Source organism: Streptomyces sp. NPDC002701 (assembly GCF_042889045.1).
Classification (GTDB): domain Bacteria; phylum Actinomycetota; class Actinomycetes; order Streptomycetales; family Streptomycetaceae; genus Streptomyces.
The window spans coordinates 228,346-251,947 of the sequence record NZ_JBIAQL010000003.1 but is presented as its reverse complement, the minus strand read 5'-3'; the positions used below and the strand labels follow the sequence as shown (position 1 = coordinate 251,947).

Annotated in this window: 16 protein-coding genes; 12 read left to right on the top strand and 4 right to left on the bottom strand. The window is 72.0% G+C overall.

What is annotated here, in order from left to right:
- Positions 1-88: 88 nt before the first annotated feature.
- Positions 89-2,920 carry a lysylphosphatidylglycerol synthase domain-containing protein gene (locus ACFYXC_RS09545; protein WP_389548895.1) on the bottom strand — a complete coding sequence of 944 codons (2,832 nt, stop codon included), beginning with the start codon at positions 2,918-2,920 and terminating at the stop codon, positions 89-91.
- Between the two features lie 161 nt (positions 2,921-3,081).
- Between ACFYXC_RS09545 and ACFYXC_RS09540 the strand changes: the two genes are divergently transcribed.
- From ACFYXC_RS09540 to nudC, 5 genes are all read left to right on the top strand, one after another.
- Positions 3,082-3,447 carry an MGMT family protein gene (locus ACFYXC_RS09540; RefSeq protein WP_388912247.1) on the top strand — a complete coding sequence of 122 codons (366 nt, stop codon included), beginning with the start codon at positions 3,082-3,084 and terminating at the stop codon, positions 3,445-3,447.
- Positions 3,448-3,752: 305 nt separating this feature from the next.
- The gene (locus tag ACFYXC_RS09535) at positions 3,753-7,265 is read left to right on the top strand and encodes a UvrD-helicase domain-containing protein (protein WP_389548892.1); all 3,513 of its coding nucleotides are present in this window, start codon (positions 3,753-3,755) and stop codon (positions 7,263-7,265) included.
- A gap of 146 nt (positions 7,266-7,411) precedes the next feature.
- Entirely contained in the window at positions 7,412-10,975 is a 3,564-nt protein-coding gene (locus tag ACFYXC_RS09530; protein WP_389548889.1) for a UvrD-helicase domain-containing protein, read from the top strand.
- Positions 10,976-10,985: 10 nt separating this feature from the next.
- On the top strand, positions 10,986-12,389 hold the full coding sequence (locus tag ACFYXC_RS09525; protein ID WP_389548886.1) for a dipeptidase: 1,404 nt from the start codon (positions 10,986-10,988) through the stop codon (positions 12,387-12,389).
- A gap of 101 nt (positions 12,390-12,490) precedes the next feature.
- Positions 12,491-13,438 carry an NAD(+) diphosphatase gene (gene nudC, locus ACFYXC_RS09520; protein WP_389548883.1) on the top strand — a complete coding sequence of 316 codons (948 nt, stop codon included), beginning with the start codon at positions 12,491-12,493 and terminating at the stop codon, positions 13,436-13,438.
- A gap of 13 nt (positions 13,439-13,451) precedes the next feature.
- On the opposite strand, the gene ACFYXC_RS09515 is transcribed toward nudC, so the two are convergent.
- The gene (locus ACFYXC_RS09515) at positions 13,452-13,694 is read right to left on the bottom strand and encodes a mycoredoxin (protein ID WP_388912265.1); all 243 of its coding nucleotides are present in this window, start codon (positions 13,692-13,694) and stop codon (positions 13,452-13,454) included.
- Positions 13,695-13,881: 187 nt separating this feature from the next.
- Here ACFYXC_RS09515 and ACFYXC_RS09510 point away from each other — a divergent pair, with 187 nt between their 5' ends.
- The 4 genes from ACFYXC_RS09510 (at position 13,882) to ACFYXC_RS09495 (ending at position 17,453) form a co-directional block, all read left to right on the top strand.
- The gene (locus ACFYXC_RS09510) at positions 13,882-16,113 is read left to right on the top strand and encodes an ATP-dependent DNA helicase UvrD2 (RefSeq protein WP_389548878.1); all 2,232 of its coding nucleotides are present in this window, start codon (positions 13,882-13,884) and stop codon (positions 16,111-16,113) included.
- A gap of 162 nt (positions 16,114-16,275) precedes the next feature.
- A complete protein-coding gene (locus ACFYXC_RS09505; protein WP_389548876.1) occupies positions 16,276-16,590 on the top strand; it encodes a hypothetical protein in 315 nt (104 codons plus the stop codon).
- A gap of 174 nt (positions 16,591-16,764) precedes the next feature.
- Entirely contained in the window at positions 16,765-17,133 is a 369-nt protein-coding gene (locus ACFYXC_RS09500) for a WhiB family transcriptional regulator (RefSeq protein ID WP_389548873.1), read from the top strand.
- Positions 17,130-17,453, top strand: a complete 324-nt coding sequence (locus tag ACFYXC_RS09495) for a hypothetical protein (protein ID WP_388912277.1) — start codon at positions 17,130-17,132, stop codon at positions 17,451-17,453. Before ACFYXC_RS09500 ends, ACFYXC_RS09495 begins: the two co-directional genes overlap by 4 nt.
- A gap of 87 nt (positions 17,454-17,540) precedes the next feature.
- Here the strand turns inward: ACFYXC_RS09495 and ACFYXC_RS09490 are convergent, their stop codons facing one another.
- Both ACFYXC_RS09490 and ACFYXC_RS09485 read right to left on the bottom strand, forming a co-directional pair.
- A complete protein-coding gene (locus ACFYXC_RS09490) occupies positions 17,541-19,046 on the bottom strand; it encodes an ABC1 kinase family protein (protein WP_389548869.1) in 1,506 nt (501 codons plus the stop codon).
- On the bottom strand, positions 19,039-20,235 hold the full coding sequence (locus ACFYXC_RS09485) for a TOMM precursor leader peptide-binding protein (RefSeq protein ID WP_389548867.1): 1,197 nt from the start codon (positions 20,233-20,235) through the stop codon (positions 19,039-19,041). The genes ACFYXC_RS09490 and ACFYXC_RS09485 overlap by 8 nt, the downstream gene beginning before the upstream one ends.
- A 211-nt stretch (positions 20,236-20,446) precedes the next feature.
- Between ACFYXC_RS09485 and ACFYXC_RS09480 the strand changes: the two genes are divergently transcribed.
- The 3 genes from ACFYXC_RS09480 (at position 20,447) to ACFYXC_RS09470 (ending at position 23,589) form a co-directional block, all read left to right on the top strand.
- The gene (locus tag ACFYXC_RS09480; RefSeq protein ID WP_388912286.1) at positions 20,447-21,043 is read left to right on the top strand and encodes a M48 family metallopeptidase; all 597 of its coding nucleotides are present in this window, start codon (positions 20,447-20,449) and stop codon (positions 21,041-21,043) included.
- 141 nt (positions 21,044-21,184) lie between these two features.
- Positions 21,185-22,894, top strand: a complete 1,710-nt coding sequence (locus ACFYXC_RS09475; RefSeq protein WP_389548864.1) for a TerD family protein — start codon at positions 21,185-21,187, stop codon at positions 22,892-22,894.
- A 14-nt stretch (positions 22,895-22,908) separates the two neighbouring features.
- The gene (locus ACFYXC_RS09470) at positions 22,909-23,589 is read left to right on the top strand and encodes an AIM24 family protein (RefSeq protein WP_388912292.1); all 681 of its coding nucleotides are present in this window, start codon (positions 22,909-22,911) and stop codon (positions 23,587-23,589) included.
- The last annotated feature ends 13 nt before the right edge of the window (positions 23,590-23,602 follow it).

Sequence of the window (23,602 nt, the reverse complement as noted above, 5' to 3'; positions counted from 1 at the left end):
GGCGCCAGGGCCTCGCGACACGGCAGGACCACGACACGCAGGACCGCAGGACAGCGACACCGCAAGATTGCGACGCAGGGTCCCGTCCCTAGAGCGCGCCCTTGCGTGTCAGGTGGTTGAAGAACAGCCATCCCGGCAGCACGGGCAGCCACAGCGTCAGCAGGCGGTACAGGAGCACGGCGGGTGCCGCGACCTCCTTGGGGAGGCCCACCGCGATCAGGCCGACCGTCAGGGTGGCCTCGACCGCGCCCACCCCGCCCGGGGTGGGCGCCGCGGAGCCCAGCGCGTTGCCGGCGAGGAAGACCACGGCCACGCTGGCGATGCTGATCGCGGGCATGTCGTCGTTGCCGAACGCCCGGATCGACGCGTCCAGGCACATCACGAAGCAGGCCGTCAGCAGGAGCATGCCGCCGATGCCGGTGATCAGCTTCTGCGGCCGCTGGAGGACGTCCAACATGCGGGGGATGACACCCGCGAAGAGCGACCGCACGCGCGTGGCCACGAATTTCCGCAGGAACGGCACCGAGGTGACCACGAGGACGAGGACCGCGACGGTCAGCAGCCCCGCGATGACCGTCCGGGACGGCGACAAGGAGGGCGTCTTCTCGGTACCGGTCAGGTATCCGAACGACAGCAGCATCAGGATGTGACAGCCGAGCCCGAACAGCTGCGACGCGCCGACACTGGCCACCGCGAGCCCCGGCCGTACCCCCGCGCGCTGGAGGAACCGCGTGTTGAGGGCGACACCGCCCACCGCCGCGGGCGCCACGATCTTCACGAAGGAACCGGCGACCTGCGCCGCCACGGTCCGCATGAACGGCACCCGTTCCGGCACGAAGCCCAGCAGGCTCATGGCCGCCGCGAAGTAGCTCAGCATCGAGAACAGCACGGCCGCGGCGACCCAGCCCCACTGGGCGCTGTCGAAGAGCGTGCCGAACTCGATGTGCGTGAGCTGCGACAGCAGGAAGTACGCACCGAAGGCGCCCGCGATGAAACTGATCAGGGTGCGCGGGCGGATGCGCTCCAGACGGGCCGGCTCGACCGGTGCCTGCGGCCTGATCAGCAGCACCTGGTGGCGGATCTGGGTGAGCAGGTCCTCCTCGCGGACCTCCTCCAGCGCCTCGTCGATCGCGCGCTTCTCGGCCCGCTGCTCGGCGCGTACGGCCTTCTTGTCGGGCTTCTCCAGGGCGGGTCTGGTCTCGTCCGGGGTGTGCTCGTGCTCCTCGGCACGGGCCAGTCTGTCCTGGCGGGAGGCGTCCAGGACCGCCTCGCGCTCGCGCTCCGCACGCTCCCGGGCCAGCTTGCGCAGTGTCGCGCGGTGGGAGCGCGTGAGCGCGATGGGCTGCAGCATGGGCAGGCAGTCGGCCACTGCGTCCGGGCCGAGCACGCCGACCGCCGAGGCCACCGCTCGTTCCGCGCCGACCCGCAGGCCGAGTGTGGTCACCAACTGCGCGACGTCCATGCGCAGCATCAGTTCACCGGCGGCGATCTCGCCGTTGCGCAGGTCGGTCAGGATCACCGTGCCGGAACGATCCACCAGGATCGCGTCACCGGCCAGCCTGCGGTGAGCGATGCGCCGCGACTGCAGGGCCTGCACCTGGTGCCAGGTCTCGCGCAGCAGGTCGTCGGTGATGTCCTCGTCAGGCAGCGAGTCGAGCGTGCGGCCCCCGATGTGCTCGTAGACCAGCATCACGGCGTCCGGGCCGAGCTCGGAGGTCGCGATCAGCTTCGGCGCGTTGGCCCCGGCCGCGATGGCCGCGTACGCGAGAAGTGCCTCCTGCTCCAGAGCCTGGCGCAGCGACTGGAGACTGCGGCGGGTGGTGATGCCCCGCAGTGTCATACGGCGCCACACGCGGTAGAAGAACCCCTGGGCCTGCTGTTCGCGGTCCACCACCGTGACGTCCAGCGGGGCGCCGTCCTGGAGCGTCACGAAGTACCGGCGGCCGCGGTCGCCGTCCGGGGCCTCCGGGGTCTCGTCCCGTGCCGCGCTCACCGGATGGAAGCCGACGTGCCGCAGGCCCGCCATCAGGGTCCGCCCCGTGGGCCGGACGTTCGGCGAGCCGACCGCGTACAGCGTCCCGTACGCCACGCTCCAGCCGATCAGCACCGTGAGGACGATCGAGAAGGGCGTCGTGTAGCCGGTGACCAGCATGGAGAAGGCGTCGAGCATCAGTACGACCCACAGGACCGCACGCCAGCGGGGCCGCCGTGACATGCCGACAGCCGTCATGTAGGCGATGACCGGCGCGAGGTAGCCGTGCACCGGGTCGGTCAGGGCTTGGATGTCGGCGGGCGAGGGCTGGGTGAGCGCCTTCTGGATCGAGCCGGGGGCGCCCTTGGCGACCCACAGGTCGGTGGCGAGCGTCACCCCGTGGGCGAGGACCGCCGCCAGCACACCGTCGGCGATCCGCAGCCCGTCGCGCTTGATCAGCCGCTCGATGGCGAAGGCGACCGGCACCAGGAGGATCGCGATGCTCGACGCGAGCCCCGCGATCTTGATCAGCAGGTCGGGTGCCTCGTCGGTGCCCTTGTTGATGTCCTGCGCCAGCCCTGATGTCGTGCCGTGCGCGAACGCGGCGATCGACAGCAGCACGGCGATCGCGAGGACGCCCACCAGAAGGCGCATCAGATCGGAGGGGCGGTGCACGCGCGCGGGGAGCAGCGGTTCGTCGCCCTCGACCTCTTCGGCGGGGGCGTCGTCGGCCGGGCCGACGCTGTCCTCGACTCCGCTCTCCTTGCGCATGTCCTTCTTCTGGGACGTGCCCGGATCCCCGGACGTCACGGATGCTTCTGAAGTCTTCCCAAGGCCCTCGTCCGAGTCGACGCCGGCATCAGGGCGCGACGAAACCGCAGAGGTGCCCTCCGCGTCTTCGGGGTGCACACCCTGCTGTCTCATCGTCTCTTCTTGGTCTCGTATCACCAGTAACCGCCCGCACGATGGTGGCATGCCCCGCCGACACAGGGGGGCATCAGGGTGCAATGCGGGGGCGCACAGTCTGCCCGAAGCGCTGTTCGAGGGCGAGCAATACGCACAGTCGCCGCCGCGTCACGTTGTCGGCGGGGTGGGGCAGGATGGGTCGGATGAGTGAGCAGAGCCTCCCGGCGGACGCCTTGCCGGAGTATGCGGAGCGGGTCCTCGACGTCGCCGAGCGGATACCGCCCGGACGCGTCATGACGTACGGAGACGTCGCGGAGTGGCTGGAGGACGGCGGTCCGCGTCAGGTCGGCCGCGTGATGGCTCTCTACGGGGGAGCCGTTCCGTGGTGGCGGGTCGTCCGCGCGGACGGGGCGCTGCTCCCCGGCCACGAACTGGAGGCGCTGGCGCACTACCGGACGGAGGGCACGCCTCTCAAGGACGCGAGCAGGACTTCCGAAGGGCATCTCCCGCGCATCGACATGAGACGGGCCCGGTGGGACGGCGGTGATCGCGCGGAGGGTCACACCTGACAGCTTCCGGCACGGGAACGTGACGAGCGGAACAGCTGGCCCGTACGGGTGAATGCGGGCACGCCCGTGACATGCCGTACGTTCGTGAGACGAGGGACGCGGGTGCCCGGAGGGAACACGGGGAAGCGCTGCTTCCACAGCATCCACCGGCGTAGCGTCGACGGAACGCATCCCGCTCATCCGGCGGCCACCGCCCACCTCGCGCCGCCGTCGTCCCACCCGTCACCCGAGCACGATCCCTCACCGGCGGCGTTCCGCGCCGACCGTGACAACCCCGAGCACACCCTCCAGGACCGGCGAACCACGTGAGCACCTCTTCCTCCACCAGGCGCCTGTCGTACCCCCAGGGACGACAGGGGACCAGTGGCGCTTACCGACTGGTGCGTACCCCGCCGGCCCGGGTGGCTCCCCCTCAGCTGGACGCGGCACAGCGCGCGGTGGTTGACCACGAGGGCGGTCCGCTGCTCGTCCTCGCAGGTCCGGGCACCGGCAAGACGACCACGCTCGTGGAGTCCGTGGCGGCCCGGATCGCGCGCGGCGCGGACCCCGAGCGGGTCCTGGTGCTGACGTTCAGCCGCAAGGCCGCCGTGGAACTGCGTGACCGCATGGCGCTGCGCATAGGAGCGGCCCGCGCGCCTCAGGCGACCACGTTCCACTCCTTCTGCTACGCCCTGGTCCGGGCCCACCAGGACAGTGACCTGTTCGTGGAACCGATGCGGCTGCTCTCCGGCCCCGAACAGGACGTGGCGGTACGGGAACTGCTCGCGGGCCAGCCCGGGCTGGAGCGGCTCGGCCTCGCCCATGTGCGCTGGCCCGACGAACTGCGCGCCTGCCTGACGACGCGCGGCTTCGCCGACGAGGTCCGCGCGGTCCTCGCCCGCAGCCGTGAACTGGGGCTCGGCCCCGAAGCGCTCCAGACCTTCGCCAGGCGCATCGGCCGCCCCGACTGGCTCGCGGCCTCCGCCTTCCTCGCCGAGTACCTCGACGTGCTCGACATGCAGGGAGTGCTCGACTACGCGGAACTGGTGCACCGCGCGGTGCTGCTCGCCCGCCGCCCGAACGTGGCGGAACGGCTCGCCGAGCGGTACGACGCGGTCTTCGTCGACGAGTACCAGGACACCGATCCGGCGCAGCTGCGGCTCCTGGAGGCGCTCGCGGGCCGCGGCCGCACCCTGGTGGCCTTCGGCGACCCCGACCAGTCGATCTACGCGTTCCGGGGCGCCGACGTGAACGGCATCCTGGACTTCCCGGAGACCTTCCCGCGCGCGGACGGCGCACCGGCGCCGGTCGAGGTCCTCAGGACGTCACGCCGGTCGGGCGCGGGCCTGCTGGCGGCCACCAGACTGCTGACCCAGCGCATGCCCCTGACCCGCCTCCCGGCCGAGAAGGTACGCGCCCACCGGGAGCTCGCTCCCGTACGGGACGGCGGCCGCGTGGAGGTCTACACGTACCCGACCCCCGGTACGGAGCTGGACAACGTCGCCGACATCCTGCGCCGCGCCCACCTGGAGGACGGCGTTCCGTGGAACGAGATGGCCGTCCTGGTACGTGCCGGCTCCCGCACCATCCCGACGATCCGCCGCGCGCTCACCGCGGCCGGCGTCCCCCTGGACATCGACGGCGACGACCTGCCGCTGCGCCACGAGCCGGCGGTGACACCTCTGCTGACGGCGCTCAAGGCGGTCGCCACGGCGGAACTGGTGGAGACGGCACCGGCCCCGCTCCCGGCGGACGAGGAACCCGAAACGGCCGAAGCGGGCCCGCAAGACGCCGAACCGGCCACTTCGGGCCCGGAAGATGCCGAACCGGCCGAGCCCCGCCCCTCCTCGGAAGAGTCCCCCTCGAAGGAGCTCTCCTCGGAGGAACCCTCCACGGAGGAGCCGTCCTCCGAAGATCCGCTCCCCGAGGAGGCCGATCCGGAGCAGCCGGCGGAGCGGGAGAAGCCGTGGCTCGACGTCGAGACCGCCCTCACCCTCCTCGCGTCCCCCCTCGCCGGCATGGACGCGGCAGATCTGCGCCGCCTCGGCCGGGCCCTGCGCGAGGAGGAGCGCGCCGGGGGCAACCACGTACCCCCGCCCTCCGACGAGTTGCTGGCCCGGGCACTGGCCGAGCCGGAGCGGCTCGTCGCCCACGATCCGTCGTACGCGCGAGGGGCGCAGCGCCTGGGTGCCCTCCTGCGCAAGGCACGGGAACGCCTCGCCGGGGGCGGCACGGCCGAGGAGGCGCTCTGGGAGCTGTGGGACGGCACCCCCTGGCCGCAGCGCCTGGAGCGGGCCGCCCGCCGCGGCGGCGCGGCCGGACGCAACGCGGACCGCGACCTCGACGCCGTGTGCGCGCTGTTCGCGACCGCCGCCCGCGCGGAGGAGCGCATCGGTGGCCGCGGCGCCCTCAACTTCCTGGAGGAGGTCGACGCCCAGGACATCGCCGCCGACACGCTGACCCGGAGGGCCGTACGCCCCGACGCGGTACGTCTGATGACCGCGCACCGCTCCAAGGGCCTGGAGTGGCGCCTCGTGGTCGTCGCGGGCGTCCAGGAGGGGCTGTGGCCCGACCTGCGCCGACGGGGTTCCCTCCTGGAGGCCGACCGCATCGGACGGGACGGCCTCGCCGAACCGCTCACCCCCGGAGCGCTCCTGTCCGAGGAGCGCCGGCTGTTCTACGTGGCCGCCACGCGCGCGCGGGAACGGCTCGTCGTCACCGCCGTGAAGGCACCCGCCGACGACGGTGACCAGCCGTCCCGCTTCCTCACCGAACTGGGCGAGGAGCCCAAGGACGTCACGGGCCGCCCTCGCCGTCCCCTGTCCGTCGCCGCGCTCGTCGCCGAACTGAGGGCCACGACGGTCGACCCCCGCGTCTCGGCGCCCCTCAGGGAAGCCGCGGCCCGGCGCCTTGGCAGACTCGCCGCGCTCGGCGACGAGGAGGGCCGCCCCCTGGTGCCGTCCGCGCACCCCTACCGCTGGTGGGGCATGTACGAACCGACCGAGAGCAAGGTGCCGCTGCGCGACCGCGACCATCCCGTCGTGCTCTCCGGCAGCGCCCTCGACCAGCTCGCCAACACCTGCGCGCTGCAGTGGTTCCTGGGCCGCGAGGTGAAGGCGGACGCCCCCGCGACCGTCGCCCAGGGCTTCGGCAACGTGGTGCACGTCCTGGCCGACGAGGTCGCCTCCGGCCGCACACCCGCCGACCTGGCCGTCCTCATGGAGCGCCTCGACTCCGTGTGGGAGGCGCTCGCCTTCGACGCGCCCTGGAAGTCGGCGCAGGAGAAGGAGCACGCGCGCGTGGCGCTCGAACGTTTCCTGCAGTGGCATGTCACGGACCGTGCCGAACGGACCCCGGTCGCCAGCGAGCACGACTTCGACGTCACTCTCGAAGCCGGCTCCTACGAAGTGCGCATCCGCGGCTCCATGGACCGCGTCGAGCGGGACGCCGAAGGACGCGCCTACGTGGTCGACTTCAAGACCGGCAAACAGGCACCGAGCGCCGCCGACGTGGCCCACCACCCGCAGCTCGCCGTCTACCAGCTCGCGGTCCGCGAAGGTGCCGTGGACGAGGCATTCGACGGTCGGCGCCCCGACCCGGGCGGCGCCGAACTCGTCCAGCTCCGCCAGGGCGCCCCCAAGAAGGACGGCGGCGAGACCCTGCCCAAGGTGCAGGCCCAGGGACCGCTGGAGGGGGAGTGGGTCGGCGACCTGCTCGCCACCGCCGCGGGCAAGGTCCTCGACGAACGGTTCACGCCGTCGACCGGCCAGCACTGCACGCACTGCGCGTTCCGGGCCTCGTGCAGCGCACGCGCGGAAGGCCGCCACGTCGTCGAGTGACGGGACGCGGCTCCCCGGGCGGCCGGTCGGGAGTCCACTGCCGTACGAGAAGTGACGTACGGCACCACACGTGCTGACCTGCGCATCCTTCGGCCCTGACGTCGAATCGGCACCGGCTGTCAGTGGGCGCGGCTAGCCTCTCTGACGTGCCAGCCCGTATCACCGACCCCGAGCAGCTCAAGGAGCTCCTCGGCATCCCGTTCACCCCGGAGCAGACGGCCTGCATCACCGCACCGCCCGCCCCGCAGGTGATCGTGGCCGGAGCGGGCTCCGGCAAGACCACGGTGATGGCCGCGCGCGTGGTGTGGCTGGTCGGCACCGGACAGGTCGCCCCCGAGCAGGTCCTCGGACTGACCTTCACCAACAAGGCGGCGGGCGAGCTCGCCGAGCGCGTACGGAAGGCCCTGATCAAGGCCGGAGTCACCGACCCGGACGTGATCGACCCGGATCACCCTCCGGGCGAACCCGTCATCTCCACGTACCACGCCTTCGCCGGTCGTCTGCTGACCGACCACGGGCTGCGCATCGGGCTCGAACCCACCGCGCGTCTCCTCGCCGACGCGACGCGCTACCAGCTCGCCGCACGCGTCCTGCGCGAGGCACCGGGCCCCTACCCCGCGCTCACCCGCTCCTTCCCCGACCTGGTCGGCGACCTCCTCACGCTCGACTCGGAGCTCGCCGAACACCTCGTACGCCCCGAGGACCTGCGCTCGTACGACGCCCGGCTGCTGCGGGACCTCGAAGGTGCCAAACTCACCAACGCGGACCTGCGCAGGGTCCCGGAGGCGGCCGCCGCCCGGCGGGAGCTGGCCGAGCTGGTGAGCCGCTACAGGGCGGCCAAACGCGAGCGGGACCTCCTCGACTTCGGCGACCAGATCGCCCTCTCGGCGACCCTCGCCCGCACCCGGCCGGAAGTCGGCGGCATCCTGCGCGACGAGTTCCGGGTGGTCCTCCTCGACGAGTACCAGGACACGTCGGTCGCCCAGCGCATCCTCCTGGCGGGCCTGTTCGGCGGTGGCACGGGCCACCCGGTGACCGCCGTCGGAGACCCCTGCCAGGCCATCTACGGCTGGCGCGGCGCCTCCGTGGCCAACCTCGACGACTTCCCCGAGCACTTCGCGCACGCCGACGGCCGCCCCGCGACCCGCCAGTCGCTCAGCGAGAACCGCCGCAGCGGCGGCCGCCTCCTCGACCTCGCCAACGACCTCGCCGAGCCCCTGCGCGCCCTGCACGCGGGCGTGGAGGCACTGCGCCCGGCCCCCGGCGCCGAGCGCGACGGCATGGTGCGCTGTGCCCTGCTGCGTACCCACGCGGAGGAGATGGACTGGCTCGCCGACTCCGTCGCCCACCTCGTACGCACCGGGAAGGCACCCGGTGAGATCGCCGTCCTGTGCCGCACGGCGACCGACTTCGCCGAGATCCAGGGGGCCCTCGTCGCCCGGGACGTCCCCGTCGAGGTCGTGGGCCTCTCCGGACTGCTGCACCTGCCCGAGGTCGCCGACCTGGTCGCCGTCTGCGAGGTGCTCCAGGACCCCGGCGCCAACGCCTCACTGGTCCGCCTGCTCACCGGCCCACGCTGGCGCATCGGCGCCCGCGACCTCGCCCTGCTGGGCCGCCGCGCCCGGCTGCTCGTGTCCCACACGCGCGTGGGGCCCGACGACGACCCCGACCGGCGGCTCGCCGCGGCCGTCGAAGGAGTCGACCCGGCCGAGGTGATCTCCCTGGCGGACGCGCTCGACACGTTCCTGGAGACACCGCTCGGCGGCGACGGGGACGGCGACGGGCTGCCGTTCTCCGCCGACGCCCGCGTACGGTTCGCGCGGCTCGCCACCGAACTGCGCGAGCTGCGACGCTCCCTCGCCGACCCGCTCATGGACGTCCTGCACCGGGTCCTCGCCACCACCGGCCTGGAGGTGGAGCTGTCCGCGTCCCCGCACGCCCTGGCCGCCCGCCGCCGCGAGACCCTGTCCAACTTCCTGGACGTCGCCGCCTCCTTCGCCGCCAACGAGGGCGAGGCGAGCCTCCTCGCCTTCCTCGGCTTCCTGCGCACCGCCGCGCAGTACGAGAAGGGCCTCGACAACGCGCTGCCGGGAGGCGAGAACACCGTCAAGGTGCTCACCGCGCACAAGTCCAAGGGCCTGGAGTGGGACGTCGTCGTGGTCCCGGGGCTCGTCACCGGCACCTTCCCCAGCGGGCAGGGCCGCGAGAAGTGGACCGCCCAGGGCAAGGTCCTCCCGCACGAACTGCGCGGGGACGCCGACACCCTGCCCGACATCGACGCCTGGGACTCCCGCGGCATGAGGGAGTTCCACGAGGCCATGAAGGAGCACCAGCACACCGAGGAGCTCCGCCTCGGGTACGTCACCTTCACCCGCCCCCGCTCCCTGCTGCTCGGCTCCGGCCACTGGTGGGGCCCCTCGCAGAAGAAGCCCCGCGGGCCCTCGGACTTCCTGCACGCCCTGTACGCGCACTGCGAGGCCGGACACGGCGAGATCGAGGCATGGGCGGACGAGCCCGGAGAGGACGAGGAGAACCCCGCACTGCAGGCGGCAGGCGGCGACCACGCCTGGCCGCTCCCGCTCGACGACCTGGCCACGGCCCGCCGCAGGGACGCCGCGCGGACGGTGCTGGCCCATGTCGAGGCCGCCCACGCGCACGGCCGCTCCCATGCGGCGGCCCACCCGTCGACCCCGGACGACGCGGGCCCGTACGACGATCCGGACTGGCCGCCTCCACCGGAGGAGGACGAGCCTCCCTACGGAGACGGCCACTTCACCGAAGAGACCGACGAACCTCCTTACGAAGAGCCCGAAGACCACGAAGAGACCGATCTCACAGACGAACCCCCGGTCGACCCGGACGACTGGCACGCGTGGACCCCGGCCCGCCCGCGGATCCCGCACCCCGCCCCGGCCCCCGACGCTCGCCCGCACCCTCCCGAGACCACGCCGCTCACCCCCGAGGAAGCCCGCACCGTCGCCTCCTGGGACCGCGACCTGGACGCCCTCACCGGGGAACTCCTGCGCGCCCGGGAAAGCGTCACGGACGTCCCCCTGCCGGCCTCCCTGACCGCGTCCCAGCTGCTGCACCTGGCCGCGGACCCGGACGGCTTCGCCCAGGACCTGGCGCGCCCCATGCCACGCCCGCCGCAGCCCGCCGCCCGCCGCGGCACCCGCTTCCACGCCTGGATCGAAGCCCGCTTCGAAGAACTGACGCTGCCGATGCTGGAGCCGGAGGAACTGCCGGGCAGCGAGGCCGAGATCGCCGACGAACGCGACCTGGAAGCCCTCAAGACCGCCTTCGAACGCACCCCGTACGCCCACCGCACGCCCTACCGGGTCGAGGCCCCCTTCCAGCTCGCCATCGCCGGCCGCGTCGTACGGGGCCGTATCGACGCCGTCTACAAGGAGGAGCCGGACGGGGCAGACGACGGGGAAGGCACGACGTCCTACGAGATCGTCGACTGGAAGACCAACCGCACCCGTACCGCCGACCCCCTCCAGCTCGCCCTCTACCGGCTCGCCTGGGCCGAGCAGCACGGCATCCCCCTGGACTCCGTACGGGCGGCGTTCCTGTACGTGCGCAGCGGCGAGGTGGTACGCCCCGAGAACCTGCCGGACCGGGCCGCACTGGAACGCCTCCTGCTGGAAGAACCACCCGAAGGGGTCCCCGACGAACCGCCGGACCAGCACGCGCGCGTGGACGGTTAGGCTCGTGACCATGAGCAAGACTCCGGACAGCGCCGTCCGCGCGTACATCGAGCAGCACCGCGCAGCCTTCCTCGACGACCTCGCCGAGTGGCTGCGCATCCCGTCCGTCTCGGCCCAGCCCGAGCACGCGGCGGACGTACGGCGCAGCGCCGACTGGCTCGCCGCGAAGCTGCACGAGACGGGGTTCCCGACCTGCGAGGTCTGGGCCACCCCCGGCGCACCCGCGGTCTTCGCCGAATGGCCCTCCGACGACCCGGAGGCACCCACGGTCCTCGTCTACGGCCATCACGACGTGCAGCCGGCCGCCCGCGAGGACGGCTGGGACACCGACCCCTTCGAGCCCGTCGTCCGCGGAAACCGCCTCCACGCGCGCGGGGCCGCCGACGACAAGGGGCAGGTGTTCTTCCACACACTCGGCGTCCGCGCCCACCTCGCCGTCACGGGCCGCACGGCACCCGCCGTCCACCTGAAGCTGCTCGTCGAGGGCGAGGAGGAGTCCGGCTCGCCGCACTTCCGCGCCCTCGTCGAGGCGCACCGCGACCGCCTGACCGCCGACGTCGTGATCGTCTCCGACACCGGCATGTGGTCCGAGGACACCCCCACGGTGTGCACCGGCATGCGGGGCCTCGCCGAGTGCGAGATCCAGCTGTACGGGCCCGACCAGGACATCCACTCCGGCTCGTTCGGCGGTGCCGTACCCAATCCGGCCACCGCGGCCGCCCGCCTCGTCGCCGCCCTGCACGACGAGCACGCGCGCGTGGCGGTCCCCGGGTTCTACGAAGGCGTCACCGAACTCACCGACCGTGAGCGGGAACTCTTCGCCGAGCTGCCCTTCGACGAGGAACGGTGGCTGCGCACCGCCCGGTCCACGGCCACCCACGGAGAGGCCGGCCACACCACCCTGGAGCGCGTCTGGGCCCGCCCGACCGCCGAGGTCAACGGCATCGGCGGCGGCTACCAGGGCCCCGGGAGCAAGACGATCATCCCGTCCTCGGCGATGGTCAAACTCTCCTTCCGGCTCGTCGCCGGACAGGACCCCGACCACATCGAGAAGGCGGTGCGCGCCTGGGCCGCCACGCAGCTGCCCGCCGGAATCCGCCACGAGATCACCTTCGGCGCCGCGACACGGCCGTGCCTGACACCACTCGACCACCCCGCCCTGCGGTCCGTCGCACGTGCCATGGGCCGCGCCTTCGGACAGGAGATCCGCTACACGCGCGAAGGCGGATCAGGGCCCGCCGCGGACCTCCAGGACGTCCTCGCCGCCCCCGTGCTGTTCCTCGGCATCTCGGTACCGTCCGACGGCTGGCACGCCCCGAACGAGAAGGTCGAGCTCGACCTCCTGCTCAAAGGCGTCGAGACCACCGCCCATCTGTGGGACGACCTGGCCCAGAACTGGCGCGATGCACACTGAGGAAGCGCCGCCGCACCCGTCCCCGCCGCACACGTCCTGCCGTACATCCGGCTGAACAGCCCACCGAGACAACCGTTTCACCGGGGGAGTTGGAAGCACCCGTGACCACCTGGACCGACCACACCGCCGACCGACCCATCTCGCTCACCGCTCAGAGCGGCATCGACCGGGCCGCCCACCACCGGCTCGACGAGGCGTGGCTCGCCGCCGCGTGGAGCCACCCCACCACCCGCGCCTTCGTGGTGTCCGGCGGCCAGGTCCTCATCGACGAGACGCCCGACGGCACCACCGAACTCGTCATGACCCCGTCCTTCGAAGCGCCCCTCACCGAAGCGCACCGGTACTTCCTGGGCACCGACGACAACGGCGTCAGCTACTTCGCCCTCCAGAAGGACACCCTGCCCGGCCGCATGGACCAGTCCGCGCGCGCGGCGGGCCTGCGCGAGGCCGGCCTGCTCCTGTCGCCCCGCGACGCCGGCCTCATGGTGCACGCGGTCGCCCTGGAGAACTGGCAGCGCCTGCACCGCTTCTGCTCCCGCTGCGGTGAACGCACGGTGATCGCCGCGGCCGGCCACATCCGCCGCTGCCCGGCCTGCGGCGCCGAGCACTACCCCCGCACCGACCCCGCCGTGATCATGGCGGTGACGGACAACGAGGACCGCATCCTGCTCGGCCGTCAGGTGCACTGGCCCGAGGGCCGCTTCTCCACCCTCGCCGGGTTCGTCGAGCCAGGCGAGTCCATCGAGCAGTCGGTCCGCCGCGAGGTCTTCGAGGAAGCCGGGATCACCGTCGGCGAGGTCGAGTACGTCGCCAGCCAGCCCTGGCCCTTCCCCTCCAGCCTCATGCTGGGCTTCATGGCCCGTGCCACGTCGGCGGAGATCACCGTCGACGGCGAGGAGATCCAGGAGGCCCGCTGGTTCTCCCGGGAAGACCTGCGGGCCGCCTTCGAGTCCGGGGAGGTCCTGCCTCCGTACGGCATCTCGATTGCGGCCCGTCTGATCGAGCTCTGGTACGGCAAGCCCCTGCCGACGCGCGGAGCGGCCGCCTGAAGCGCTGATTCCGTCAGACGCCGATCTTCTGCTTGACCTGCGCCAGCGAAGGGTTCGTCAGCGTCGAACCGTCCGGGAAGAGGACGGTGGGAACCGTCTGGTTTCCGCCGTTCGCCTTCTCCACGAACGCCGCGGAGTCCGGGTCCTGCTCGATGTTGATCTCCTCGTACGTGATGCCCTCACGGTCCATCTGGCTCTTCAGCCGACGGCAGTAGCCACACCACGTGGTGCTGTACATCGTCACGGTGCCCGGCATGTCTCTGGTGCTCCTTCGCTGCGGGGAGGTGCGTGTTCGCTGTGGAGGGAACGTACGCGACCGGGCTGCCATTCCCACTGCCCGCCCGGGTGGAAGGCACCTGACGCCTGCCGCATTAGTACGACTGCGAGCGTCTCCCTGTGGACAACCGACGCACCCGCCTCCACCGACCTGGCAGCATGGCGGGGTGACAGCAGCAACGCATTCCACCCTTTTCCCGCAGGGCTCACACGGTTCGCAGTACCCGGCTGCTCCGAGTGGGGCCGACGCGGTACTGGAAGGGCTCGACCCCGAGCAGCGCGAGGTCGCCACCGCGCTGCACGGCCCGGTGTGCGTGCTCGCGGGAGCCGGCACGGGCAAGACCCGCGCCATCACCCACCGCATCGCCTACGGGGTGCGGGCAGGCATCCTCCAGCCCTCCAGCGTGCTCGCCGTCACCTTCACCAACCGCGCCGCGGGCGAGATGCGGGGCCGCCTGCGCCAGCTCGGCGCCTCCGGGGTCCAGGCCCGCACCTTCCACTCCGCCGCCCTGCGCCAGCTGCAGTACTTCTGGCCGAAAGCAGTCGGCGGCAGCCTGCCCCGCATCGTCGACCGCAAGATCCAGCTCGTCGCCGACGCCGCGGCCGCCTGCCGCGTCCGCCTCGACCGCGGTGAACTGCGCGACGTCACCGCCGAGATCGAATGGTCCAAGGTCACCCAGACCGTCCCCGCCGACTACGCCGCGGCGGCGGTGAAGGCAGGCCGCGAAGCCCCCCGCGACCGTGCCGAGATCGCCCAGCTCTACGCCGCCTACGAGGACATCAAGCGCGACCGCGGTGTCATCGATTTCGAGGACGTCCTGCTGCTGACCGTCGGCATCCTCCAGGACCAGCACGACGTCGCCGAGGCCGTCCGCGCCCAGTACCAGCACTTCGTCGTCGACGAGTACCAGGACGTCAGCCCCCTCCAGCAGCGCCTCCTGGAGCTGTGGCTGGGCGAGCGCGACAGCCTCTGCGTCGTCGGCGACGCCAGCCAGACCATCTACTCCTTCACCGGCGCGACCCCCGACCACCTCCTCGACTTCCGCATCCGCCACCCCGGGGCCACGGTCGTGAAGCTCGTCCGCGACTACCGCTCCACCCCCCAGGTGGTCCATCTCGCCAACGGGCTGCTCGCCCAGGCCCGCGGCCGGGCCGCCGACCACCGGCTGGAACTGATCTCCCAGCGTGCCGCCGGCCCGGAGCCCGTCTACGCCGAGTACACCGACGAGCCGGCCGAGGCCGAAGGCGCGGCCCGCCGCATCCGCGACCTCATCGCCTCCGGCACCCCCGCGAGCGAGATCGCGATCCTCTTCCGTACGAACTCGCAGTCCGAGATCTACGAGCAGGCCCTCGCCGATGCCGGCGTGCCCTACCAGCTGCGCGGGGCCGAGCGTTTCTTCGACCGTCCCGAGGTCAAGCGGGCCATTCACGCCCTGCGCGGCGCGGCCCGCTTCGGAGGCAACGACTCACTGCTCGACGACGCCCCCGACCTGCCCTCGCAGGTACGGGCCGTCCTGTCCGGGGACGGCTGGACCCACCAGCCGCCGGCCGGCTCCGGCGCTGTCCGGGAGCGCTGGGAGTCCCTCGCCGCCCTCGCGAACCTGGCCCAGGACTTCGCCGCCGCGAAGGCCGACGCCACCCTCGGCGACCTCGTCGCCGAACTCGGGGAGCGGGCCGGCGCCCAGCACGCCCCGACCGTCCAGGGCGTCACCCTCGCCTCCCTGCACAGTGCCAAGGGCCTGGAGTGGGACGTCGTCTTCGTCGTCGGCGTCGCCGAGGGCATGATGCCGATCAGCTACGCCAGGACCGACGAACAGATCGAGGAGGAGCGCCGCCTCCTCTACGTCGGCGTCACCCGCGCGCGAGAGCACCTGTCCGTCTCCTGGTCGCAGTCCCGCTCACCCGGCGGCCGCCCCAACCGGCGGCCCAGCCGTTTCCTCGACGGGCTGCGCCCGGGCTCCGTCGCCACCGCGGGCCGCAGGGGCGTGCCCGGCCCCGGCGGCGCGGGCGGCATCGAGCGCGGAGCGCCGGGCAGCGCCCCCGGCGTGCCCCGGCGGACCAGTCGCACCCCCGCCCGCTGCAGGGTCTGCGGCCGCACCCTCAGCGATGCCGGTGAGATGAAGCTGATGCGCTGCGAGGACTGCCCGTCCGACATGGACGAGGGACTCTACGAACGGCTGCGCGACTGGCGGGCGACCCAGGCCGAGCGGAGCGGACAACCGGATTTCTGCGTCTTCACGGACAAGACACTGATGGCCATCGCGGAAGCGGTGCCGTCCACTCCGGTTGAGCTGGCCCGCATCCCGGGCGTCCGCGCCCGCAAGCTCAACCGCTACGGAGCCGACGTACTCGCCATATGTGCAGGTCAAGAGCTCGAGACCGGCCAGGATGAGGAATGATTCAAACTCGTCGAGAAAATAGTTTGCGCATGCCCCGGCAATCCCCATAGGTTCTGAAGCACGGAAACGGCGGCCTTCTCGAAGGCCCCGGTTCCGTGCTGTACTTAACAACCGACGGACCGGCTCGCCCGGTCCCAGAGACGCCGAGAGGAGGCGATTCCAGTGATCAGCATCACCACCAGCTCCGCCAACACCGTCAAAATGACCGATCGCTCGGTCGTCTCCGCCTGCCTGCTCGGCTTCTCGAACCTGGGCACCGGTCTGTCCGGCATCGCTGCCATCCGGCCGGCGTCCTCCGTGTCCCTCGCGGGACTCCCTGTCCGCGAGCGCAATGAGCGACCGATGAAGGCACTGGAAGCAGTAGAGGCACAGGCGCACGCCTATGCCTTTGCGGCCACCGGTGCCGGAGCCGCCAAGCAGACGCACCACACGATGTGGGCCTTCCGTGGGCCTGACCCCTGGAGTGATCCAGCCTGATCGACGATCAGGCCGGCGCCTTCAGGGCCGCGGAACCCCACCCGGGATCCGCGGCCCTTCTGTTTGTCCCCGACCGGGGACGGCAGAGCGAAGGGGCCTCGGGACAACAGAAAACCCCGGTACCAGCCGCCAACCGGCCAACCGGCCGGCACGACCAGACGAGGAAGACAAGCCGTGCAACTCGAAGCGCACGCCCCGTCCGTACCGCCTTCCGAAACGATCACCCCGCCCGGCTCCACGGAGGACTCCACCTTGATCCCGCTCACTGCGCTGACCGCGCTCGACGACGCCATCGAGAACCTCGGCGTACCCGTCCCCTGCCGTTCCTACGACCCGGAGGTCTTCTTCGCCGAGTCGCCGGCCGACGTCGAGTACGCCAAGTCCCTCTGCCGCACCTGCCCGCTGATCGAGGCATGCCTCGCCGGCGCCAAGGAGCGGCGTGAGCCCTGGGGCGTCTGGGGCGGCGAGCTCTTCGTCCAGGGTGTCGTCGTCGCCCGGAAGCGGCCGCGTGGCCGCCCGCGCAAGAACCCGGTTGCGGCATGAACATCACAGGAACGATCGATCGCCCCCTGACGCACGACCCCAGGAAACAGGCCCCGATGAAGCCGTCCACCGGCGAGCCCACCGGCTCCGCGATCCCAGACTTCACCTCCACCGGCGCGAACGACTCGCGTCAGAACAGGACCCGCGAGATGCAACTCATCCCAGAAGCCCTCGCGCGTGCGCATATGCACGCGCGGATCCACGAGGCCGAGCAGGAACGCCGGGCCATGCGCCTGGTGATGGCCCGCCGGATGCAGCGCCGTGCCGAGCGTGCCTCGCGGCGCGCCCGCCGCGCCCTGGCCATGGCGGTCATGCAGTAGGACTCGTGCGCCGTCGGCCGAGAGGCAGAGAGACAGTCGCTGATCGCGGGGGTCGGTCCGGAGGGACCGGCCCCCGCGGTACGTCTGTCACGCCCCGGCCGCCGAGCCCTCCTCGTCCAGAGTCTCCTCGTCCAGGCCCTCCGCGTCCGGCAGGAAGCCGGGAAGCCAGTCCTCGAGTTCCTGACGCAGCCGTACCGTCGCTCCGAGCTGGCACAGCACCCCGATCGTGCTCAGGGTCACCCGGTGGATCAGCAGATACGCCGGAGGCAGGTTCAGCTGCTTGCCCAGCTGGTGGGCGGGGGAGCGGGGGTCGGCGATCCGGGCCGCCTGGCTGCGCATCCAGCCGCGGGTGAAGGTGAACTCGTCGACCTGGGCCGGCTCGATGATGGGGAGCAGGTAGTCCAGGACGGCGTCCGGGTCCAGTTCTATGGACTCCCTGACGAAGCCCTCCTCGCAGAGGAGTTGGTAGACGGCTTCCGCCTCGCCGTCGAGGGTCATGCGAAGGGAGTCGCCGATCGTCGGCGGCAGACCGTCCGGAAGGCGGTCCACCGTGCCGAAGTCCAGGACGCCCAGCCGCCAGCCGCTCCTGTCGCCGGAGTCGCCGGTGGCGTCAGAGCCATCGCTGCCCCCAGCGCCCTCAGTGCCGTCTGTGCTCTCGGTGCCGTCGGTGCCGTCGGTGCTTCGGGAGCGGGAGCCCGCGAGGTCCTGGTGGGGGTCGGCCGGTACGAGACGGAAGTTTCCCGGGTGCGGGTCGGCGTGCAGCAGACCGGTGCGGGACGGGCCGGAGAAGAGGAAGCGGGCGAGGAGCTGCCCCGCCCGGTCCCGCTCCTCCCGCGTCCCGTCGGTTATCACCTCGGACAGCGGTATCCCGTCGATCCACTCCGTGACCAGCACCTGCTCGCACTGGTGGACCACCGACGGCACGAGCACATCCGGGTCGTCCGCGAACTCCTCCGCGTGCGCCCGCTGCGCCTGCGCCTCCAGGCCGTAGTCGAGTTCCTCGGAGACCCGGTCGCGCAGCTCCGCGATGAGCGGCTTGATGTCCATGCCGGGAATCAGCGGTCCCAGCAGGCGAGCGAAACGGCTCAGCTGGTTCAGATCGGACAACAGGGCCTCGCCCGCCCCGGGGTACTGGACCTTGACCGCCACCTCCCGGCCGTCGTGCCACACCGCCCGGTGCACCTGCCCTATGGAGGCCGCCGCGGCCGGCTTGTCCTGGAACTCCAGGAACAGATCCTGCCAGTCGTCGCCGAGTCGCTCCTCCAGCACGGCATGCACCGTGCGTGTCGGCATGGGCGGGGCCGCCTCCTGCAGCTTGGTGAGCGCCGCGCGGTACGGGCCCGCGACCTCCTCGGGCAGCGCCGACTCGAAGACGGACATGGCCTGTCCGAACTTCATCGCGCCGCCCTTGAGCTCGCCGAGCACCTTGAACAGTTGCTCGGCCGTGCGCTGCTGCACCTCGCGGCCCACGAGTTCCGCGGACTTGCCGCCGATCCGTTTGCCGAGTCCCCAGGTCGCGCGCCCGGCGAAGCCGAGCGGCAGCGCGGCGAGCTTGGCGGTTCGGGTGACCGCCTTCCGGGGAAGATCAGACATGCGCCCTCCAAGTACCGGACAGCCGTGCCGCGTGCGGCTGTTGCCCGTCCATTGTCTCGTGCGGCCTTTCGTCGTCCGAGGTCTGCTCCCCCTTACCTCTCTCCCCGGGCCCGCAGGGGCATGCGGGATGCTGCCACACCGGGCGCGCGTGCCAGTCGAAACCGGGTGCCGAGACCTCCCAGCGGGCTCCCGCACTCGACGGTACTTCCCCGTCCAGGAAGGCGAGCGCATGCCCCGAGGCCAGCCCCGCGACCGTGGTCGCGAGTGTCAGATCGCACGCCGGTACCTGGTGGGGCCGCCCGGAGCGCCACTGCGCGAGCAGGCGCGGCCAGGTCGGATCCCGGTCGGTACGGCTCAGGTCCAGACAGCCCGCGCACGCCGTGTCCCCGGGCAGGACCAGCGGGCCGACGACCCCCGTGCCCTCCACGACCCCGGCGAAGAGATGGGGCGTACCGGATGTGACCAGCGGTTCGCCGACCACCGGGTCGGGAGCGTGGACGGCGAGTCCGTCCCGGGGCGCGAAGATCACCAGGGAGAGACCCGGGTCGTCCTCGGCGGGAGCCGACCGGGCGCCGCCACCGCCGCGGGGCGGGCGGCCGGGTGCCGCTCCGCGCACCGCGCGCCGTGCGGCCTCGTCCCTGCGCTCGCCGATGGACTCCACGGGCAGCCCGCCCGGCGCCACGTCCCACGGTTCGACGCGGCCGCCGTCCTGTACGTCGACCCGGCCCACGCCCGCGCCCGCCAGGGCCGATGCCAGCACGACGCCGACCCGCCCCGCGCCCCGCACCTGTACGCGCAGTGAGCGGCGGGCCGCCAGCCGGCGCATCGCGTCACCGGGTCCGGGGGCGACCAGGGAGAGCGCGGCGGCGTCCGGCCGCAGCCGGTCCAGCTCCGCCCCTCTGCCGCGCAGCGCGTCGGCGGCCGGGCCCCCGCCCGTCGCGTCGTCCAGCAGTCCGGCCCGGGACAGCCGCTCCACGAGCCCGTCGACATGGCCGTCGGGCAGCCCCATGCGTCGCCCCTCGTCGCGCAGCAGAGGAAGTCCGCGTGTGCCGTCGAACAAGGTCAGGAGACTGCCCGTCGCCGTGTCCATCGGGCCGAGCACCATCGCGTGAGCCGGTGCCATGCCGAACTGCACGGTGTGCAGATCCCGCCAGCCGCGCCGCAGCGCGGGTTTCACCATCGGATGCATGAAGCGACCCCCCGTACGTCCCCGTGGTGCCGGTGGAGTTCGTCCTGCTCCGCCGGTCGAATGCCAGGATGCCCGCATTGCCCGGCGCGTGCCGAAAGTTATCCACAGGCGGTGGATGTTCGTCGTACAAATCGAGCCCGTGGGGTGCGGTTCGGCATCGATGCGTACCGGAGACGGGACTTCCACCATGTGCAACGGGTAACGTCGGGGCGTGCCCGCCGACCCACTGCACCGCGCCGGAAGTCCACAGCGCAGCACGACGAGCCAGCCGCCAAGCGGCTCGGGGGCGAGCGCGATCGAAGTCCGCAGGAGCACGCGACGGCGCAGAACGGTGTCCGCGTACCGCGAGGGCGATCGCACCGTCGTGCTCATTCCCGCCCGTATGTCGGAGGCGGAGGAGCAGCGCTGGGTCACCGTCATGCTCGACAAGCTGGCCGCGCAGGAGAGCAAGCGGGTACTGGGCGACACGGAGCTGTCCGAGCGCGCCGCCCGGCTCTCCGAGCTGTACTTCGACGGCCGGGCCCGGCCCGCCTCGGTGCGCTGGGTGACCAACCAGAACACGCGCTGGGGCTCGTGCACCCCGGCCGAGGGCAGCATCCGTCTCTCGCACCGCTTGCAGGGCATGCCCGAATACGTCGTCGACTACGTCCTCGTCCACGAGCTCGCGCATCTGCTCGTCCCTGGCCACGGGGCCGATTTCTGGCGGCTCCTGGAGGCGTACCCGCGGACCGAGCGGGCCCGCGGCTACCTCGAAGGAGTGGTCGCCGCCGATCGGCTCCCCCACCTGCCCGCGGCGCGCGGCGAGTGAAGCCGGTCCGCACCGGAACCTGCCCGGGCGGCCACAGGCAGGGATTGTGTACCGGGTCTGTACCGGCCTCGTCCACGGCCGGATTTTGCCGTTAGCCTGACGCGACGCACTTGCTTTCGGGATGGGGGACGGTCGTTACGCATGGCCAGGGAATTCCAACGCGGCCACAAGGCCAGGATCAGTGACCTCACCGCGGGGACCGATCTGTACGTGGGTGTGCAGATCACCGGCCCCGGGCTGACCTTCGACATCAGCTGCTTCGGTCTCGACGCCGACGAACGGCTGTCGGACGACCGGTACTTCGTCTTCTTCAACCAGCCGAAGACTCCGGAGGAGTCGGTTCAGCTCCTCGGCGCGCAGGCGGGCGACACGGAGTCCTTCCGCGTCACCCTCGACAAGATCCCTCCGCAGATCCAGAAGCTGTCGTTCACGGCGACCGTCGACGGGGCCGGACAGATGTCCCAGGTCGCCCCCGGATACATCCGGATCGTGGCGGGCGGCGAGGAGGTGGCCCGGTACTCGTTCACCGGCGCCGAGTTCTCCACCGAGCGTGCCGTGATGCTGGGCGACTTCTACCTCAAGGACGTCTGGCGGTTCGCCGCGGTCGGGCAGGGCTTCGACGGCGGACTCGACGCGCTGCTGAAGAACTTCGGCGGCGAGGTCGCCGAGGAGGAGCCGGCCGCGCCGGAGCCGCAGGCAGGCGCCCCGTCGTTCGCGCCGCCGTCGCAGACCTCCGCGCCGCCCGCGTTCGGGGCCCCCGCGGGCCCCGCCACTCCGGCTCCCGCGCCGCCGCAGCCCGCCCAGGGTTTCGCGCCGCCCCCGGCGCCCACGCCACCGTCGGCGCCCGCACCGCCGGTGCACACCGCGCCGACCGTCGTCGCGCCCATGACTCCTCCCGGTGGCGACCCCGTACCGCCGCCGGCGCCGGCTCCCGCGCCTTACGGGCAGCCCGGTCAGCAGCCCCCGTACGGCCAGGCACCCGGCCAGACCGCGCCCCTGCCACCCGGTTACGGATACCCGCAGGCACCGCAGGCACCCGCCCCGCCTCCGGGCTACGGCCAGCCGACTCCGCCTCCGGGCTACGGTCAGCAGCCGCCGTTCGGCCAGATGCCGGGGCAGCCCGGCCCGCCGGGTGCCCCGGGCGCGCCCGGCGCGTACGGGGTGCCGCAGGGCACTCCGCAGGGCGGCGCCGGTGTCACCGCGGCACTGCAGGCGTACAAGGAGACGCCCACCGGACAGCGCTGGACCCAGCAGAACAAGAAGCTGGTCCGCGTCGACCTCGGCGCGGGCGGCGACCAGGCCGTACTGGCCCGCCAGGGCAGCATGGTCCTCTACCAGGGCAAGGTCGACTTCAGCTACAAGGGCGCCGGGTTCGCCGGCCGGATCGTGGGCAACGCGACCGGCCAGGAGATGCAGCTCATGCGCTGTTCGGGCCGCGGCCAGGTGTTCCTCGCGGAGAACGGCGCCATGCTGCACCCCGTCGAGCTGCAGGGCGACGCCGTCTGCGTCTCCGCGGAGAACGTCCTCGCCTTCGACGAGACACTGCAGTACGAGGTGCGCCGCATCGAGGGGCACGGCATCCCCGGAGGCGCCCTGTTCACGATGCAGTTCCAGGGGACCGGCACGGTCGTCGTCAAGACGCGTGGCGTGCCCGTGGTCCTGCCGGTGACGCCGACGACGTTCGCCGACTGCAACGCCGTCGTCGCGTGGTCCGCCGCCTCCCAGGTGATCGTCTCCAGTCAGGTGCGCATGCGCCGCAACGCCTACCCGGGCGACACCGGGGAGAGCGTGAACCTCCAGTTCCGCGGCGCGCCCGGTAATTTCATCGTCGTCCAGCCGTACGAGGTCTGAGGGAGCCCGTCCACATGAACCAGCAGCTCGCGGGCTTCGCCCCGGCACCCGTTGCCGCGCGCATGGAGAACCACGGCAATCACATGCTCAAGGTCGCCATGCAGACCGGAAACGACCTCCTCGCGCGCGTGGGGTCGATGGTCGCCTATGAAGGCTTCGTCCAGTACGAGCCCAATCCGCCGGCCGTGCGCCAGATCGCCAAGGACTGGATGACCGGCGAGGGCGCACCCCTGATGAAGTGCTCCGGAGACGGCCTGCTCTACCTCTCCGACTACGGGGCGAACGTCGTCGTCATCAACCTCGACGGCGACGCGATCTCCGTCAACGCCACCAACCTGCTCGCCTTCGACGCCCACCTCACCTGGGGTGTCGAGCGGGTCAAGGGGCTGGCGAAGTTCGCCGGCCAGGGTCTGTGGAACACCAGGATCTCCGGGCAGGGGTGGGTGGCGCTGACCTCCCGGGGCAAGCCCATCGTCGTCGACTGCGGCGGCGGCGAGGACGAGACGTACGTCGACCCGGACGCGCTGGTCGCCTGGTCCCCGAACCTGAAGGTGAAGGGCAAGCGCAGCTTCAAGGCACAGTCGCTGATCGGGCGGGGCAGCGGCGAAGCCTTCCAGATGGCCTTCTCCGGACAGGGCATCGTCGTCGTCCAGCCCAGCGAGGACAGCACCGACCGCCTCCGGGTCCGGGGCTGAGGGGGAGGACACA

Excerpts from the sequence above, each read along its gene's own strand:
- ACFYXC_RS09470 (WP_388912292.1), top strand. The coding sequence starts at position 22,909 with ATGAACCAGCAGCTCGCGGGCTTCGCCCCGGCACCCGTTGCCGCGCGC.
- ACFYXC_RS09540 (WP_388912247.1), top strand. The coding sequence starts at position 3,082 with ATGAGTGAGCAGAGCCTCCCGGCGGACGCCTTGCCGGAGTATGCGGAG.
- ACFYXC_RS09485 (WP_389548867.1), bottom strand. The coding sequence starts at position 20,235 with ATGCATCCGATGGTGAAACCCGCGCTGCGGCGCGGCTGGCGGGATCTG.
- ACFYXC_RS09475 (WP_389548864.1), top strand. The coding sequence starts at position 21,185 with ATGGCCAGGGAATTCCAACGCGGCCACAAGGCCAGGATCAGTGACCTC.
- ACFYXC_RS09490 (WP_389548869.1), bottom strand. The coding sequence starts at position 19,046 with ATGTCTGATCTTCCCCGGAAGGCGGTCACCCGAACCGCCAAGCTCGCC.
- ACFYXC_RS09515 (WP_388912265.1), bottom strand. The coding sequence starts at position 13,694 with ATGCCGGGCACCGTGACGATGTACAGCACCACGTGGTGTGGCTACTGC.
- ACFYXC_RS09525 (WP_389548886.1), top strand. The coding sequence starts at position 10,986 with ATGAGCAAGACTCCGGACAGCGCCGTCCGCGCGTACATCGAGCAGCAC.
- ACFYXC_RS09495 (WP_388912277.1), top strand. The coding sequence starts at position 17,130 with ATGAACATCACAGGAACGATCGATCGCCCCCTGACGCACGACCCCAGG.